General features: G+C 42.0%; 15 protein-coding genes. 9 read left to right on the top strand and 6 right to left on the bottom strand.

What is annotated here, in order from left to right; translation table 11 throughout:
- Positions 1-50: 50 nt before the first annotated feature.
- Together NLF92_RS11715 and mrcB are read right to left on the bottom strand one after the other, a co-directional pair.
- Positions 51-356, bottom strand: coding sequence for a hypothetical protein (locus NLF92_RS11715; RefSeq protein ID WP_254102170.1), 306 nt, complete (start codon positions 354-356; stop codon positions 51-53).
- Positions 357-574: 218 nt separating this feature from the next.
- A complete protein-coding gene (gene mrcB, locus NLF92_RS11710; protein WP_254102168.1) occupies positions 575-2,872 on the bottom strand; it encodes a penicillin-binding protein 1B in 2,298 nt (765 codons plus the stop codon).
- Between the two features lie 186 nt (positions 2,873-3,058).
- Between mrcB and NLF92_RS11705 the strand changes: the two genes are divergently transcribed.
- From NLF92_RS11705 to NLF92_RS11675, 7 genes are all read left to right on the top strand, one after another.
- Positions 3,059-4,840, top strand: a complete 1,782-nt coding sequence (locus NLF92_RS11705; protein ID WP_254102166.1) for a PHA/PHB synthase family protein — start codon at positions 3,059-3,061, stop codon at positions 4,838-4,840.
- 80 nt (positions 4,841-4,920) lie between these two features.
- Positions 4,921-5,355: a polyhydroxyalkanoate synthesis repressor PhaR gene (gene phaR, locus NLF92_RS11700; protein WP_254102164.1), complete on the top strand. Its 435-nt coding sequence runs from the start codon at positions 4,921-4,923 to the stop codon at positions 5,353-5,355.
- Between the two features lie 6 nt (positions 5,356-5,361).
- A complete protein-coding gene (locus NLF92_RS11695) occupies positions 5,362-5,820 on the top strand; it encodes a YchJ family protein (protein WP_254102156.1) in 459 nt (152 codons plus the stop codon).
- 259 nt (positions 5,821-6,079) lie between these two features.
- Positions 6,080-6,772, top strand: a complete 693-nt coding sequence (locus tag NLF92_RS11690) for a phasin family protein (RefSeq protein WP_254102151.1) — start codon at positions 6,080-6,082, stop codon at positions 6,770-6,772.
- 30 nt (positions 6,773-6,802) lie between these two features.
- Positions 6,803-7,147 (top strand): phasin family protein, encoded by a 345-nt coding sequence (locus NLF92_RS11685; protein WP_254102149.1) that lies wholly within the window; start codon positions 6,803-6,805, stop codon positions 7,145-7,147.
- A gap of 114 nt (positions 7,148-7,261) precedes the next feature.
- A complete protein-coding gene (locus NLF92_RS11680) occupies positions 7,262-8,482 on the top strand; it encodes a polyhydroxyalkanoate depolymerase (RefSeq protein WP_254102147.1) in 1,221 nt (406 codons plus the stop codon).
- An 83-nt stretch (positions 8,483-8,565) separates the two neighbouring features.
- Complete coding sequence (locus tag NLF92_RS11675) at positions 8,566-9,756, top strand: lytic murein transglycosylase (RefSeq protein ID WP_254102145.1); 1,191 nt, start codon at positions 8,566-8,568, stop codon at positions 9,754-9,756.
- Between the two features lie 129 nt (positions 9,757-9,885).
- Here NLF92_RS11675 and phbB read toward each other — a convergent pair whose 3' ends face one another.
- Positions 9,886-10,608, bottom strand: coding sequence for an acetoacetyl-CoA reductase (gene phbB / locus NLF92_RS11670; RefSeq protein ID WP_254102143.1), 723 nt, complete (start codon positions 10,606-10,608; stop codon positions 9,886-9,888).
- Between the two features lie 575 nt (positions 10,609-11,183).
- On the opposite strand from phbB, the gene purU reads away from it, so the two are divergent.
- Positions 11,184-12,038, top strand: a complete 855-nt coding sequence (gene purU, locus NLF92_RS11665) for a formyltetrahydrofolate deformylase (RefSeq protein WP_254102141.1) — start codon at positions 11,184-11,186, stop codon at positions 12,036-12,038.
- Positions 12,039-12,146: 108 nt separating this feature from the next.
- On the top strand, positions 12,147-14,348 hold the full coding sequence (locus NLF92_RS11660; protein WP_254102138.1) for a M3 family metallopeptidase: 2,202 nt from the start codon (positions 12,147-12,149) through the stop codon (positions 14,346-14,348).
- Between the two features lie 187 nt (positions 14,349-14,535).
- On the opposite strand, the gene NLF92_RS11655 is transcribed toward NLF92_RS11660, so the two are convergent.
- The 3 genes from NLF92_RS11655 to kynU all read right to left on the bottom strand — a co-directional run bounded on the left by NLF92_RS11655 (position 14,536) and on the right by kynU (position 18,122).
- Positions 14,536-15,402 carry an SDR family NAD(P)-dependent oxidoreductase gene (locus NLF92_RS11655; RefSeq protein ID WP_254102136.1) on the bottom strand — a complete coding sequence of 289 codons (867 nt, stop codon included), beginning with the start codon at positions 15,400-15,402 and terminating at the stop codon, positions 14,536-14,538.
- Between the two features lie 2 nt (positions 15,403-15,404).
- Positions 15,405-16,724, bottom strand: coding sequence for a 3-deoxy-D-manno-octulosonic acid transferase (locus tag NLF92_RS11650; protein ID WP_254102134.1), 1,320 nt, complete (start codon positions 16,722-16,724; stop codon positions 15,405-15,407).
- Positions 16,725-16,841: 117 nt separating this feature from the next.
- On the bottom strand, positions 16,842-18,122 hold the full coding sequence (kynU, locus tag NLF92_RS11645; RefSeq protein ID WP_254102132.1) for a kynureninase: 1,281 nt from the start codon (positions 18,120-18,122) through the stop codon (positions 16,842-16,844).
- Between the last annotated feature and the right edge of the window lie 2 nt (positions 18,123-18,124).

The raw sequence follows: 18,124 nt of genomic DNA, 5'->3' as shown, positions 1-18,124 counted from the left end.
CGCTATGTAACAGAAGCCCCGTGATCAGACTTGCTCTGTCGCGGGGTAGTTCACTGTTTGTTCTTTAGGGAGGCGGTATCGACCAAGCACATACCAATTTCCAAAATAATACCCTGAGGAATATCACAATGCAGTGCTTCACAGGCTGCAGGAACAAGCTGCACTGGATGAAAATCCTGAGATACCCACCATGAAAGTGGCGGTTCACCATTTTCCGTGTAGGGAACGTTGGTATTGTTGCACGCTTCAACCCAGGCTAAAAAATCAGGATGACTCTCAATCCAAAGAGCAATATCCTCTTGGTTTGGACCACCATTCTTTGCTTCAAGGTAAGGTGTAAATAGTAAGGTTTTCATAATCGACCAGTGTGTAGCTGTTAAGTATGCTTTGACTACACTTAACTATAATTTATACAGTAAATTAAAATAAACTTTATATAAAAGCATAATTTAACACTTCTCATTCATAATTGAAATTATAAAACATCAAACGTATGCACTAAGATTAACAAACAATATACATTTTGTATGCATAACTAAAGTATACATTATTTATAAATTACAATAATTTCTCGCTAACTCCAAATGCGCTCCCACCAGTTTTTTTTCTTTTTCGACGGTGCTTTTGGTGCCGGTACTGGCGCTATTTGCCCCGTACACGTCTTCGCCTGCTGCGGTAATTTATCAATGATTGCTGGAACGGATATACTGTTAGTACAACCTGGCTGCATTCTTAAACCTGTACCTGATTCAAAATGAGCAATGCCTAAGTTAGCTGGGAAGCGCTGCGATAAAGATTTGGGCGCCATCTGTTTTTGCCAATCAATAAACACTTGTAATGCACCACTACTACCAGACAAACCCGTTTGTTGATTACTATCATCACCCATCCAGATGGTTGCCACTAGATTTCTATCAAAGCCAGCAAACCAACTGTCTCTGTAATCGTTGGTTGTGCCAGTCTTTCCCGCCATATTGATCGTTGGAAAATGTTTATCGAGTGCCTTTGCAGTCCCCGTTTTAGTGACTTTGTGTAAGGCATAGTTCAATAAATAAGTGACATCTTCAGATACTCTTTGTGCACTATAGTTGGCCTGTTGCCACAACAGAACATTTCGGGTAGATACCACAGCTGAAACCGTGTGTAATGGACGATAAAGCCCGTTATTCGCTAATGTTTGGTACATTTGATTGACGCTAAAGGGCGCCAAATTAATTGCTCCGAGTGTGATCGCTGGTAATTCAGGAATCGGCTCTTCCACGCCTAGTTCGGCCAACATATTGACTAAATTAGGTAAACCAATATCTAAAGCCAAATGGACAGCTGGTAAGTTATAAGAATGCGTCAAAGCTGACAACAATGATACTTTGCCACGAGTTCTCTGATCGGCATTTTGTGGTTGCCACACCTTGCCCTGCTCATCTTCAAGTGTAATTAATTCATCGACCAAAATACTCGCTAAATGATAGCGTTCTGGCTGCGCTAAAGCACCTAAATATATTGCCGGTTTGACTAAAGAGCCAATCGAACGTTGGATATCTAATGCACGATTAAAACCCTGAGCATCAGGTTGCTTGTCGCCCACGATGACTCTGACCCCACCAGAACGATAATCACTGACAACCATCGCAGCTTGTAGATTAGGTAAGTTGCGGGCGTTAGCTATGTTAACTGTCCGTTGTGTTAATGCCTTTTCTGCACGTCGTTGCGCATTAATATCAAGTGTCGTAAATACTTTTATTCCAGATTCACGCAGCTCAGGGTCAACCAACACCGTTGTCAGTTCACGGCGTACTTGCTCCATAAATGCAGGATGCTGCCCACTTGCTAAGCTTGCCCCAGAAGCAACATACAGCGGAGATTCCAATGCGGCTAGATACGTTGCCTTATCGATTTTATCTGACTCAAACAAGATACGTAGCACTAAATCACGACGGGTTTTCGCACGCTCAGGTTTGCGCCTAGGGTTATAAAAAGAAGGGCCTTTAAGCATTCCTACTAAGGTCGCTATTTCCGGCAGGTTTAACTCATTGAGTGGTCGATCAAAATAAAAGTGACTGCCCAAACCAAAACCATGCACGGCTTTTCTACCGTTCTGTCCAACAAACACCTCATTCAAGTAGGCCAGAATGATCTCGTCTTTGCTATACCGAGCGTCTATCACTAGGGACATTAACGCTTCTTTTATTTTTCGTGTGTAAGACTGCTCCCGAGTCAGATACAGGTTTTTAACTAACTGTTGGGTCAGTGTACTGCCACCTTGGACTTTTTTTCCCGCAGAGATATTCGCCAACAAGGCACGTGCTATTGCTAATGGGTTTACGCCCCAATGAGAATAGAAGTTACGGTCCTCAACCAAGACCAAAGCATCGATCAACAAAGGCGGTAGATCAGCTTTTGTCACTAACATGCGATCTTCTCTACTTCCTGAAGACATTCGCGTGACCAACCAAGGCTCCAGACGGATCTCATTCGTTGTTGTTTGATCGCGGGTTAACTCAGTAATCCGTGCATTGCGCCAACGCAGGGTCAACTCTGATGCAGGTAAGAATCCATCAGGAAAATGAAAAGCCCGTCGAAACAGCGTTAACGTATCTTTGTTAACGGCATATTCACCTACGGAAGATACGGTAGATACTTTGCGATAACCCAATAACTTCAGTTCATCTACCACCTCTTTTGGAGAGATTTCTTGTTTCAAAGACAGCGTTAATGGGCGAGCAAAAATCTGCGCTGGAACCTGCCATTTATTCCCAGAAAAATGTGGCTTAATTTGGGCGTCCAAATAAAACAAGTATGCCAATAATACCGTTACACACACGATACTAAAGGACCAGAAATGTCTCTTGAACCAACTCCAAAATTTACTCATAACACCTTGTAGACCACTTTTGTGAAAAAAGTTTTGCAATACTTACCGTCCAGAATTGTAGCACACAGGCCCGAAGAAAAAGAACTTCTCAACAAACATATAACACTCTAGTCTTGGTCGCATAGACATTTATTGGATGCAGCTTTAATATCTTGAAAAAGGATATTAGTGAGGTAAGGAACTACTGTGGACACCAACGAACAACAAAAAATTCTAGAAAACATTAACAAATATGCTCATGTTTTTAATGCGATGGTACAGGATGCTTTGAGTAAGCAAACTCAGCAAGGCTCAGCAGAAGAGCATATTAGTGCGCTGTTTGATCCCAATAAACTCCTGTCTCTGATGTCTGATGATGTAGAAATCGACTCTCAAAAACTACTGCAATCACAAATGCATTTTATGGAGCAACAAACATCATTGTGGCAAGAAGCCAGCAAAGCAATGATGGGTGAAAAGTTTGTTCCTATTGTCAACGAACAGCGGGGTGATCACCGCTTCAAGCATGATGAATGGTCAGAGAATCCTGTATTTTCGTACATGAAGCAAGCGTATCTGTTGAATTCCCAGATGCTGGAAAGTGTTGTGGATGCAATGTCATTCAAAGATACCAAGACAGCTGAACAAATCAAATTCTACACGCGCCAATACATAAACTCAGTTTCACCGACAAACTATGTATTAACCAACCCAGAAGTGTGTGAAGAACTATTAAAAACAAATGGTGAAAGCATCATTAAAGGCATGCAAAACTTCATGTCTGATCTAGAAAAAAGTCCTATTGAAGCGCTCAAAATTACCCAAACTGACTCAGACGCGTTTACTGTAGGGGAGAACTTAGCGAATACTCCTGGAGCAGTCGTTTTTCAAAATGAAATGATGGAATTGATTCATTATCGTCCTAAAACGACCAAAACATTTACCAACCCTATATTATTCACACCACCCTTCATTAATAAATATTATGTGTTGGATTTGGATCAAAAGAAATCGATGGTTAAAGCCTTGCTTGAAGCAGGACATGAAGTGTTTATGATTTCTTGGGTCAACCCGGAGGCTGATTTATCGGACAACGATTTTACCGACTATATGAAACTAGGGCCTTTAGCTGCATTGGACGTAGTTTGTGAAATCACCAAAGCGAAACAAGTTAACCTCACTGGTTTTTGTGTCGGTGGCACCTTAAGTAGTGTAACAACTGCCTATCTCCGAGCCCAAGGGGATACTCGGATTGGCTCACTCACGTTATTTACTACCTTATTGGATTTTGCTGAGCCTGGTGAAATTGGTAACTATCTCACCGAAGATATGCTACAAATGCTTGAACAAAACGCAGAAGTCAAAGGCATCTTTGATGGACGGATCTTAGGTTTATCGTTTAGCCTCTTGCGGGAAAACAGTCTCTTTTGGTCATTTTTTATCAAAAATTACCTACAAGGCAAAGACCCTGCCCCTTTTGATATTTTGTATTGGAATTCTGACTCAACCAATATCACCGCGGCTTGCTACAAACAATATCTAAGAACAACTTACTGGGAAAATAAATTAATAACACCTGGCGCATTTATCATTGATAATGTACCCATTGATTTGTCCAATATTGATGTACCCGTCTACTCTTTGGCTACTATTGCAGACCATATTGTACTCTGGCAATCGGCATACCAAAGCATGCAACACGTTGGCAGTGATGTTCGTTTTGTCTTGGCAGGCTCAGGCCACCTAGCAGGTGTAATTAACCCTATCGAAGGCGGCAAGTACCCACATTGGATCAATGACGAACTAGGCACTGATGCAGAAGCTTGGTTCGCCGGGGCTACCCAGCATGAAGGTAGCTGGTGGAGTGATTGGCATGCATGGTTAGCGCCAAAATCGGGCAAATCTACGAAAGCGCTCATACCAGGAAGTCACCCTAACTACCCCAGTGTTTATCCAGCACCAGGACAGTATGTCTTAAAGCGTCTTTAATATATTGCACTGCACCATTTTTCTTTTGACCTGAGTATCTCCTTCAAGTAGTCTAAAAATAGACTACTAAGGAATACTCTGTGATATCCATAAAAAAATACCCCAACCGTCGTTTATACGATACCAGCAAAAGTGTTTATATTAATCTGGAAGATATTAAACGCATGATCAATGATCGTATAGAGTTTGAGATAGTAGATTCAAAAACCAAAGACGTCATTACAAAATCGGTGTTACTACAAATCATTAGTGAATCAGAAACCAATCAAGCCCAATCATTACTCACCGACAAATTGTTACAGCAGCTGATTCGTTTTTATGACTCAGATATGCAACCTGTACTGCGACAATACCTTGAGCAGTCGTTGGTATCGTTTATGGAACAACAAGATCAAATGCAAGGTATGATGAAAACTATGGTCGATAGCACTCCGCTGGGGATGTTTAGCAAAATGATGGAAAGCAATATGCAGGCATGGCAAACTACCAAGAAAAACGAAGATAAAGGTCAGTAAACATTTATGGTCGATATGTGCCCTTGTGGCAGCCAACAAACATATGCGTCATGCTGCTACCCTTTCATCAAAGGGAAATTACCTGCGTCTTCTCCAGAAAAGCTGATGCGCTCTCGCTTTACAGCTTATGCCACCGGCAACTTTGCGTATGTTTTGCATACCTACGCCCAAGCGCAACAAAGCGAGCTTTCACTCATTGATTTAGCACAAGATGCAGATCTCACAGAGTGGTTAGCTTTAGATGTACTCAATGCTCATGCCCAACAAGTAACATTCAAAGCCTATTACCGCTTTAATAAACAACTCTACATGATGCATGAAATTTCAGATTTTGTGCTAGAACAGGAAGAATGGCGCTATACATCTGGTGTGATTCAGAGTGATAGTGGAATCTGTAAAATCGAAAGGAATGCGCCTTGTTTTTGTGGCAGTGGTAAAAAATATAAAAACTGCCATCTACACTAATCCTTAATTACATAGCTTTCAGTTCTAAGGTCTGAGCTCTCAGCTCTCACCTCTCCGATATTAGGTATTTAAACCCTACTTTTTTGCGCACCGCACCATTTTTAATTTATATAATATTCAATTACTTAAAACAAATACCAATAAATAATGTTGCAATGCAACAATTTAAGCTTGACTAATCTTTGACCAATACATTATAGTTAGAACATACAAATGTTGCAGTGCAACAAACGAGTCAAAATTGATAAAGGAAAGCATCATGTTTGGTAAATTTACAGAGCAAGTCAAAAAGTCATCACAACCTATGGGTTCTTTGGTTGCGTTCAACACCAAAATGCTCGAATCATTTTCACAACAACAAACCGAATTTTTCACTGGATTAATGGCTGACAGTGTCAAATACGTAGAATCAATCAGCGTACAAACTGAAGTCAAAGGCGTCATTGCAGCTCAGTCTGTTTATGCTGAAGCCGTCAAAGAGCGCCTAGCACATACTTCAAAAGAAACTTACGGCAAGATGAATGAAATACGCGATGAGTACACAGCAGTATTAAAATCAACGATGAATGATATGCCAAGTCCTCAGGATGTTGCTCAAGAGATGGCTAAAGCCTCGGTTTCGAACAAACCTACAGCAGCGCCTGTAAAGCCTGCAGCCCCAAAGACCACAGCCAAAAAAGCTGCACCCAAAGGCAAACCGGTAGCGAAAAAGACGACTGCAAAGCCAGCTAAACCAGCAGTGAAAACGGCATCTATCAGTGCTCCAAACGCTGACACAAAGGCAAGTGTAAAAACAGCCCCTAAACCTGCCGTTACCGCACCTAAAGCAGAGACGAAAACACCAGAAGTGAAAGCTGCACCAGTGAATGCTGCGAATACACCTGCGCCACAGACGCGTGTAGCACCGACAAAGAATACATCGCCAGCCCCTAAAACGGCTGCGAAAAAATAATACCCAATTTTAAATAAACGGAGAAATACCATGTTTGATCAATTAAACGCACAACTTAAAGAGTCAATGAAACCAGTTACGGAATTAGCATCTTTAAACATGTCTGCTTTACAAGACATCGCTGAAAAGCAAAATGCATTATTCTCTACTTTACTTAACAACGGCATGTCTTTTGTAGAAACTGCGTCTCAACAAAAAGACGTTATGAGCTTGGCGGAAACGCAAAAAGCCTATGTTGAAGGTTTACAAGAAACCGTTACTGATGCTGCTAAAGAAACATATGAAGTTATTACAGCTGCACAAAAACAAGCAACTGATTTAATCAAAGCGTCTTCTGAAGAGTTTTCAAGCAAAGTTGCTGCTGTTGCAAAATAAGTAAGACCCGATAAACACTTCGCTGTTCCTCACTCTTGGGTGCAACACGAAGTGTTTTTTTCCACCTCAATTTAGCTGTATTCACCTTGTGTGTCTTAGATCGGGAGAAGTTCTATGAATAATTATCAAGCCTATGATTTTTTATCACGCGGCGCGCATTTCATGCATGAAGGCTTTAGCCTAATTAATGATATAACCACCAATCCTACAAATCCATTTGCCTATACCTGGGCAGGTAGAGTATCTAACGCCACATTAGAAACGATGATGCGTCTGACCCGTCGTTATGAAAAGCTGGGGTTCAATATCGAAGAGGTGTACTCTGATGAACAAGCCTATCTGGTTAAAGAAGAAACCGTTTTAGCAAAGCCCTTTTGTGACCTTATCCATTTTAAAAAAATCGGCAAGAAGGATCAGCAAAAAGTACTGCTTGTTGCGCCATTATCCGGACACTTTGCCACGCTATTAAAAGGCACGGTTGAAGCCTTATTACCTGACCATGAGGTGTATATCACTGACTGGGCTGATGCCAGAGAAGTCCCTGCCTCAGAAGGTCCTTTCTCATTTGATAGCTATGTTACTTACCTGATAGAGTTTATGCAGTTTTTAGGCCCTGACACACATCTTATTGCGATTTGTCAGCCGACCGTTCAAGCGTTAATTGCAACAGCTATCTTAGCTGAAAACAATGATGCAGCCACGCCAAAATCATTAACATTAATGGCTGGCCCGATTGATCCATCCCAAAATCCTACGCGGGTCAATGACTTTGCCCAAGAGCGTCCCATGAGTTGGTTTGAAAATATCGCTATCATGGAAGTGCCATATGGCTACCCTGGTCAAGGTCGAAAAGTCTATCCAGGCTTTATGCAACTCGGTGGTTTCATCTCCATGAACCAAGAAACGCATACCAAAAAATATATGAATTTCTTCCAAAATATTCTGGTTGGAGAGAAAGAAGATAGCGACCGTTTTCGTGCCTTTTATGATGAATATATGGCTGTATTAGATATTCCGGCTGAATTTTACCTTGAAACTATTGAGCGTATTTTCAAGAACAACGAATTAGCCAATGGCCAAATTACCTATAAAGGTAAACCTGTTGATTTTTCTGCGATTAATAATACTGCTTTATTAACCGTGGAAGGGGCTGACGATGATATTTGTGGCTTAAGACAGACTGAAGCGGCTCAAGATATATGTACTGCAATCCCGAAAGACATGCGTAAACACCATGTACAGATGGGTGCAGGTCATTATGGAATATTTAGTGGTTCTAAATTTCGCCAACACATTCGCCCCTTGATTACTGAGTTTATCCGTAAATACGACTAAACGAAGATACTGTTGAAACTCCTTGCACTGTTTGGCATCTAAGATAATATAAGATTGTCTTATTTGCCAAAACAAGGATAGCAATGCGCTTCTCAACTGCTTTTTTTTTCATACTTTCTCCAATATTTCTTAGCTCCATAACCAGTACACAAGCCAACGAATTTTCGAGTTGCGTCGCCGAACTCCGCGCACAAGCTAGCCAGCAAGGCATTACCGAAGATACCCTCAATAAAACCCTTGATTCTGCCCAACAACGACAACGAGTCGTGCAACTCGACCGTAACCAACCTGAGTTTTTGTCCACATTTGAAGATTATTACACCAAGCGAGTCAACGATTGGCGGATCAGCAAAGGTAAAGAAAAATATCAAGAACACAAAGCCTTTTTGCATGATTTAACCAAGCGTTATGGTGTACCTGGACCATATTTAATGGCGTTTTGGGGCCTAGAAACTAACTTCGGCAACTACAAGGGTAAGATCCCTACGATTGATGCATTAACTACATTAGCTTGTGAACCTCGTCGTAAAAGTTTTTTTACTAAAGAACTATTAACCGTTTTAGATATTATCCAAACCAATCAGCTCGAGGTAGGCACATTAAAAGGGTCTTGGGCTGGCGCTATGGGGCATACACAATTTATGCCTACAACATATGCCCAGTATGCCATCGATGGTGATGGTGACAATAAAATTGATTTGTTTAATTCCGAACAAGACGCTTTAGCTTCTGCAGCAAACTTTTTACACCAGCTTGGTTGGCAAGCAGGTTATCGCTGGGGACGTGAAATTAAATTACCCGAGGGTTTTGATTACGCACTCGCGGATCGCAAACAACGTAAGCCTCTATCGTTCTGGCGCAAACAGGGAATAACCACGGTTTATGGTGAGCCTTTACCTGATATTGATTTATCCGCGGCAGTTATTATACCGTCAGGTTACAACGGTCCCGTTTTTTTAGCCTACCAGAACTTCAACATCATCATGCGTTGGAATAACTCACAATCTTATGCCATTGCAGTAGGAAAATTAGCAGAACAAATTAACAATGCGCCTGGTTTGGTGGTTCCTTTCCCCGCTAATGCAAAAATTCGTATTGAAGATGCCAAAAAACTCCAACGTAAACTGAAAGCGTTAGGCTATGAAATCAATGGTATTGACGGCATCATTGGTTCGGGGACACGGGCTGCGATTAGAGCATTTCAACTAGACCAAGGATTAGTCGCTGATGGTTTTGCTCATCCAGAAGTATTTGCTGCGTTAGAAAAACGCTGAAAAGAGAAAGGCTAGAAACGACGTTTACCTGAGTTAGCAAGTAAGATGTCGAGTCTAGCCCAAACCTACATCCTTATAACATCCTTGTAATGAGAGCCGCCCTGCTCCCAAACAAGACCTGTCAAAGGCTTAATACATGTGCTGACCACCATTGATAGACAAAGTGGAACCTGTAATGAAACCAGATTCATCGTCTACCAAAAAGGCAATACTGTTCGCAATATCTTCTGGACGACCTAGGCGACCGACTGGAATAGTACGAATAATTTTTGCTAAAACGTCTTCTGGTACGGCGCGTACCATATCTGTATCAACATAACCTGGAGCAATAGCATTAACTGTAATACCTTTACCAGCACCTTCTTGAGCCAATGCTTTAGTAAAACCGTGAATACCTGATTTTGCGGCTGCATAGTTAACCTGACCGTACTGACCAGCTTGGCCGTTTACCGAACCTACATTGATGATACGACCAAATTCACGTTCACGCATACCCTCGATCACTGCGCGACAAGTGTTAAAACATGAGGCTAAGTTCGTTTGAATAACAGCATCCCACTGCTCGAAAGACATACGGTGCATCGTACCATCACGAGTAATACCGGCGTTATTTACTAAAATATCAACTGGACCAAAATCATTTTCAATCTGTTGAATTGCAGTTTGCGTTGCTGCGAAGTCAGAAACGTCAAATTTAAATGCAGCGATCCCAGTGCGCTCTGTAAACTCTTGCGCTTTCTGGTCGTTACCGCCGTAATTAGCTACGACTGTGTAACCTTTTTCTTTTAACTTAATGCAGATTGCTTCACCAATTCCGCGTGTACCACCTGTAACTAATGCAACTCTAGACATAATAATTTCCTTGTTTCCTTGTTTGATAGGGGGAAATATGGTCCTATGTGGCTAATTTCCCACATCATATCTCACCACCGTCGAAGCCAACTCATTGAACAAATTTTCGACTTGCAGAGATTATATAACGATATTCTGTTCAAAATTCATGCGACTTTCGTTCTATTATATTAAATTATCATTTATATTTATAAATATATCGTTTTGCTTTTTAGTAACATCATGTTTTTATTAGAGTTAATTTTCTTCGGTGTTACGTACTTCATCTATATAAGAAAAATAAATATTCGCTATATTGATCAAGATCAAAATGTTCAGACTCGAAACTCTGCAAAACAGATGTAATTGCCAAGTTTAAAAAACTGTATTGCTCATTGGTCCATTTTTTCAATAATTCATGATATGCTCATTTAAATCAGGATCGAGCATTGCACGTGACACGTGCTAATTAATCATTGACTGTGTTGAACAGCCTCAATAATGGCAACAGCACCGTTGCCATTATTGACAAAATTAGTCCTAAGTTACGTTTGTTCTGAATCCCTATTTTTATTCATAGGAAGTATCAACTCATTATGCAACACTCATTTCGTCTTACTATCCAATGTCCAGACCAAATTGGCTTAGTCGCACAGGTGTCACAATTTTTAGCCCAATACGGCGCGACTATTTTGGAAGCTAACCATCATACGGACCTCACAACACAGCGATTCTTTATGCGTCACGAAATCCAAGCAGATAGCATGACGTTGGATATGGCTACTTTTACTGCTGCATTTATGCCAATTGCAGAAAAATTTAAAATGGATTGGCATATCTCTGACCCCGCGTCTTTGCCCAAAGTTGCTTTACTTGCCAGTCATGAAACGCATTGCTTGGCTGATTTATTACATCGCTGGCATACCGGCGAACTGGCATGTGAAATTCCATGTATTATTGCTAATCATCAGGCTATTGCTGATATTGCTGCTTGGTACAAAGTCCCTTTTTATTTTGTTAACTTCAAAAGCCAACCCAAAGCAGATGCTTTTGCTCAAATCGAAGCGATCTTATCTGAATTATCTGTGGACACTGTTGTGCTTGCTCGTTTTATGCAAATTCTACCAGAAGACATGTGTCATAATTGGGCAGGAAAGGCAATCAACATTCACCACAGCTTCTTACCATCTTTCGCTGGCGCTAAACCTTATCAGCAAGCCTATGACCGAGGAGTCAAATTGATTGGGGCTACCTGTCACTATGTGACAAGTGACCTCGATGAAGGGCCGATTATCGAACAACAAGTCATGCGTATCTCACATTCTGACTCAGCGACGGATATGGTCAGAAAAGGACGTGATTGTGAAAAGACGGCATTAGCGAATGGGTTGCGTTTTCACTTAGAAGACCGAGTGATTATTGATGCCAATAAGACAATTGTATTTGCGTAATCTCTGATAATTTTTTAATGTATCGTTGTGTATAAAAAAAGTTTTATATGAGTCCGGTTTGTCACCGACAAAATATGAAAATAAACAACAACGATGGATATAAAAATTATGAAAAAGCCTTTATTAACAGCACTTAGCGCAGCAATTGTAATTGCGTTAAGTGGTTGTAGTGAGACCAAAGCACCTACGACAGCTGCGGCTGCAACTGATGTGGTTGCCGCAGCAAAAAGCACTATCGACGACTCGATCGTCAAAGAAAATATTTTGTTACAAGATTTCACAGGTCCTTATGAAGGGGTCCCTGCATTTGATAAAATGAGCTTAGATCTTATCGTGCCTGCTGTAGAGTATGGCATGCAAGTGCAACTTGCTGAGATGGATGCCATTGCGAATAACCCGGCACCTGCCACTTTTGCCAATACGTTTGCAGCAATGGAACGAGCAGGAAAAGAACTCGACAATGTCTTTTCCTATTGGGGCATTTGGGCATCTAACATGTCAAGTCCAGAGTTCCGTGCCATTCAACGTGAGTTAAGCCCTAAATTATCTGACTTCAGCTCCAAAATTTCACAAAATGAAGATTTATTTGCGCGAGTCAAAGCCGTCTATGAAGGTGAAGAATATCCGACATTGACTCTAGAAGAGCAACGTATCGTCAAATCATCTTATGAAGGATTTATCAGAAGCGGCATTCTGCTCGATGAGGCTGGCAAGAAACGCACAGCGGAAATCAACAAACGCTTAGCGGAGTTATCTACTAAGTTTTCAGCCAATGTGCTTAATGACGAAGAAAACTATGTAACATTTTTCACCAAAGAACAAGCCGCAGGATTACCTGAGTCATACTTAAATGCAGCAGCTGCCGCAGCGACAGAACGTGGCAAAGAAGGCATGTTTGCCGTAACGAATACGCGTTCATCCATGGATCCGTTTTTGACGTATTCAGACAACCGCGAGTTACGTGAAACCGTCTGGACGAATTACTACTCACGCGGGAATAATGGTGATGAATTTGACAATAATGCCATCATCAAAGAAACCTTAGAATTACGTCACGAACGCGTACAACTATTAGGTTTTGATAATTACGCAACCTGGCGTTTGCAAGATCGCATGGCGAAAAACCCACAGAACGCTATGGATTTGATGGATAAAGTCTGGCCTGCAGCTCTTGCTAGAGTAGAACAAGAAGTTGCTGATATGCAAGCGATTGCAGATGCTGAAGGTGCAGATATTGAAATTGCGCCATGGGATTATCGTTATTACGCAGAAAAAGTCCGTAAAGACAAATATGCCCTGGATTCTGACGAAGTGAAACAATACTTCCAAATCGACAAACTACGTGACGCAATGTTCTACGTCGCAGAGCGCTTATTCAACTTCAAATTCACTCCTGTTAAGGCGGGTAGTGTGCCAGTATGGCATGAAGATGTGAACGTCTGGGAAGTCACCGACGCGACTACTGGCGAAAATGTTGGCCTTTGGTATTTAGACGCGTTTGCTCGTCAAGGTAAACGTTCAGGTGCATGGGCGACTTATTATCGCTCATATACAACGTTTGAAGGTGAAACAAATGTCCTATCTGCGAATAATTCTAACTTTGTCAAAGCACCAGATGGACAAACTACCTTAATTTCATTTGATGATGCCGAAACATATTTCCACGAATTCGGACATGCATTGCATTTCTTGGCAGCTGATGTGAAATACCCTTCTTCGCATTCAGGTGTACGTGATTACACAGAGTTTCAGTCGCAGTTGTTAGAACGATGGTTATTAACGGATGAAGTCATTGACCAGTTCCTAGTACATCATGAAACCGGAGAGCGAATTCCGGATGAGTTAGTACAGAAAATCAAGAATGCCTCCACGTTCAATGAAGGTTTTAAAACTACTGAATATATGGCATCAGCAATTATGGATCTGAAATACCACACCACCGATCCTGCACAAATCAAAGATATACAAACCTTTGAGCGTGAGACATTAGCAGCGATAGGAATGCCAAGTCAGATCCCAATGCGCCATCGCTCAACACACTTCCAACACATCTTTTCTGGTGAAGGTTATGCGGCTGCATATTACGGTTATATGTGGGCTGAAGTCCTTACATCTGATGCTGCAGAAGCCTTTGCAAACGCACCAGGCGGTTTTTACGATAAAGAAGTGGGTGAGCGCTTGGTGAAGTATCTTTTTGCAGTTCGCAATGCTATGGACCCTGCTGATGCATATCGCGCTTTCCGCGGCCGTGATGCAAAAGTTGAAGCGTTAATGCGCGACCGAGGCTTCCCAGTTAAAGCTGAAAATTAAGTCAAAGGAAAAAGTTACAGAACCTTGACTCATATTTTAACCTGAAAAGGAGTAGTATTTAGCTACTCCTTTTTTATTATGTGTTGTACTCCAAACACCCTTTTCGATTTAGATATCGTAGATATTTTTTGCAAAAAGGGCATTGAACCCACCCCACGAAATATACAGCCAGTTTGCCATAGCTGGGTTAGCTATGACGTTTTATTAAGAAATCCATCACTCGATTTTGTAACCAGATCGGCGTTAAGCGATTAAGCCAAAACGTCATTTTAGCCTGCCAACCTGGAATAATCATAAAACGTCTTTGGCTAATCCCTTTAATCATCACAGGTAATGCGTCATCGAGGGTTAATCTTCCGGCAAAGCTTTTCAAGATACGTGTAGCAGGGTGCATGGTTCTCGTTTCTGCTACCACCATGGGTGTGTCGATCTCGGGCGGACAAATTACCGAAATACTTATTCCTGTTCTGGCGTATTCCGCTCGTAAACATTGAGCAAAACCAAGTACAGCAAACTTTGAACTACCATAGGCTGTGTAACCAAAAATGCCTATCGTACCAGCCATAGAGGCAACCATAGCAAACCTCCCCCCCTTGCGCATTAGGGGTAAGCAGGCAGCCGCCAGATGCCGCGTACCCAGAACGTTTATCTGATAGCTAGTACTAAAATCATCTGCGGTTAAAGAGGTAAATGGGCCAGCTCTTAGGATACCGGCACAATTAACGACAATATGCGGGGCGCCTAAAGTGTTGTGTACTTGTGTAACTGCGGCCTGGACTGACGCATTATTTGCAATATTCGTATTGATGAAATAAGTGTTGGGATGACTGATGACAGATTGTAGTTCAGGATCTTGGGAGGCAGATAAATCTTCTTTACTGGTAATATCAAAAACGGCAACTACATACCCCTTACTTAAATAGTGTTGCACCAGTCCCAAACCAATCCCACTTGCGCCACCAGTAACAATAACAACTTTATGGGTATCTTTAGCATATGACTCAGCACTCGTCTGCTCTACGTGTTCAACGTATTGTTTGTTTTCTACAACCATCGTTATCCCCTAGTGAGCTTATCCAATACAGTCAGTGTTTGTGCTAATGCGCCACGATTGCGCTGAATCACCTCTAGCCCTGCCGCGCCTTGTTGTTGAGCAAGTGATGGTTGGGTGAGCCAGCGATGACAAAACGTTACCGCTGATTCAGTATTATTCACTACATGCAAACATTCAACTTCTTGCAACGTTTGGCAAATAACAGGATTGTTGTAAAGATGCGGCCCCATTAAAACAGGCAAACCAAAACTCGCTGGTTCAAGTGCATTATGCCCGCCCTTCTCCACTAAACTTCCGCCTACAAATGCAATATTTGCCAAACTATACAGAGGGGTTAAAACCCCCATAGCATCGACCAAAACAACTTGGGTGGTAGATGCTAGGTTGTATGTTTTGGTCTTATCCCAATCTGACCATTTTTGCCATACTAAACCAGTGGCGGCGATTTCTTGGGCGACTTTACCAAAGCGTTCAGGATGCCTCGGTACGATAAACAAGACAAGATTGGGTGAAGATATCAGCAGTTTTTGGAACGTCTCCAACCAAAATATTTCTTCGGTAGCATGGGTAGATCCTGCTATCAAAACGTTGGTAGAACGTTCTTCTAACACCGCTTTGAGCTGAATAATACTTTCCGGGATATCAATATCACCAATCTGATCAAATTTTACATTATTGGTTAAGGTGAGTTTTTCAGGCGCTAATCCAAGTTGGATATACTGTTCAAAATCGCGTTGGCCTTGGGCACACACATGCGCTAATTGACTTAGCATAGGCGTAAACAGATAGGCGATTTTTTGGTATTTGCGAGCTGAACGCGCTGTCATTCTGGCATTGATTAGCACAGTAGGAATGGCTAATGCAGCACAACTTGCCAACATATTCGGCCACAGTTCAACTTCAGTGATATAAACCTGTCTAGGAGCGACTTTACGTAACAGCCGACGCATAGTCCAAGGAGTATCATAAGGTAAATACACATGCTGGACACGTTCACCAAAAATATCCTTTACTCGTTGCGCTCCAGTAGCAGTCACTGTCGTGACAGTAACGCGTAAATTTGGCGCCCTGTGCAACAATGCTTTAATGATACACGAAGCGGCAACGACCTCTCCTACAGAAGCACAATGAAATAAGCAATCGCTGGTCTGTAGCGGCGTGGCGTAGAAGCCCCAGCGTTGTGGCCGTTTAGCCACGAATTTTGGGGAACGCAACACCCAACGTGACACCCATAACAACATAGAGCACAGCATGACTGTGCTCACGAGAAGCGTAAATGCACTGCGGGCAAAATGATGGCGCCAAGTTATGGAAGAATTCATCAACGGTCTATTACATTTTTTTGTTTAGAATAACATATTTAAAACCGAGATTTGTAATGTTAAGTGCGGTAAGCCGCAACAAACATGTTCTCAAAAGTCCTAGTCAGACCCGGATACTCAAGTGACAGCTTGCTTGACCTGATATTGCTCCTGTCGATACGTTTCGTTTTCCATAATCTCAACTAAACGCTTTATACTCTCCAATATATCGGTAAAAGACAAATATAAAGGGGCAAAACCTAAGCGTAACACATTGGGTGCGCGAAAATCGCCAACAACGCCATTTGCAATTAAAGCCTGGCATATTGCATAAGCCTCAGGGTGTGTAAATGCTAACTGACCTCCGCGTTGCTGTGGTGATATTGGACTAATACATGGGAGTATTTGAGCCAAACCTGAGGCTTGCCACAAATCGAGAAAATACTCACTCAGTGCCAATGTTTTTGCTTTGATATGCGCCATATCCACATCAGCGAAAACCTCTAAAGCCGCATCTAAAACCGACATTGATAGTACTGGAGGTGTGCCACACAAGAACGAATCGACACCTGATGCAGGCATATAATCCTGAGTAAATGCAAAGGGTGCTGCATGGCCCATCCAACCACTCAAAGGTTGTTGAATTTGTTGATGATGACGTTCTGCTGCGTAGATAAATGCTGGCGCACCAGGTCCTCCATTTAAGTACTTGTAACCACATCCAACAGCATAGTCAACCCGCCAAGTATCTAACTCAACGGGTAAAATACCTGCTGTGTGTGCCAGATCCCAGATAACGAGGATACCTTTAGCATGAGCCGCCGCTGTGATAGTTGCCATATCCAGAACATACCCTGTTTTATAATTAACATGCGTTAACATTAGGACGGCTACATCTTCGCTCAACGCTGATAAAATGGCTTTTTCATCAATAAATTGCAGAGTATATTGCGGCTTTTGCTGAACGAGACCTTGGGCTATGTAACCGTCCGTTGGAAAGTTACCTATTTGCGTTAAAATCTTAGTTCTTTGAGTGTCGCAGGCTTGCTGTGCCAGACACACACAAAGTAATTTATACAAGTTCACTGAAATAGAATCACAAGCAATTACACTCGTCACCTTGGCCCCGATCAGCGGGGCAATTTTAGCCCCGACCATCTGAGGTAGGTGAATCCAACTATGCGAATTCCACGATTGAATCAAATCTGTTTGCCATTGCTGTTCCACGATGTCTCGCGCACGTTGTTTGGCTGTATACGTCACCGGCCCAAGAGAATTGCCATCGAGATAAATCGTATCCTGTGGCAAGTCAAATTCTGTGCGTTTGTGCTTTAACACATCTAGCTTATCTAGCTTCACTGCTGCAGCCGTGGCGCTAACAAAATCAAAAGATGGCAGCCGTTTAAATGTTTCAGGCATAA

The organism is Opacimonas viscosa (genome assembly GCF_024199005.1).
GTDB lineage: Bacteria > Pseudomonadota > Gammaproteobacteria > Enterobacterales > Alteromonadaceae > Opacimonas > Opacimonas viscosa.
This window is presented reverse-complemented; position numbering and strand designations above follow the sequence as displayed.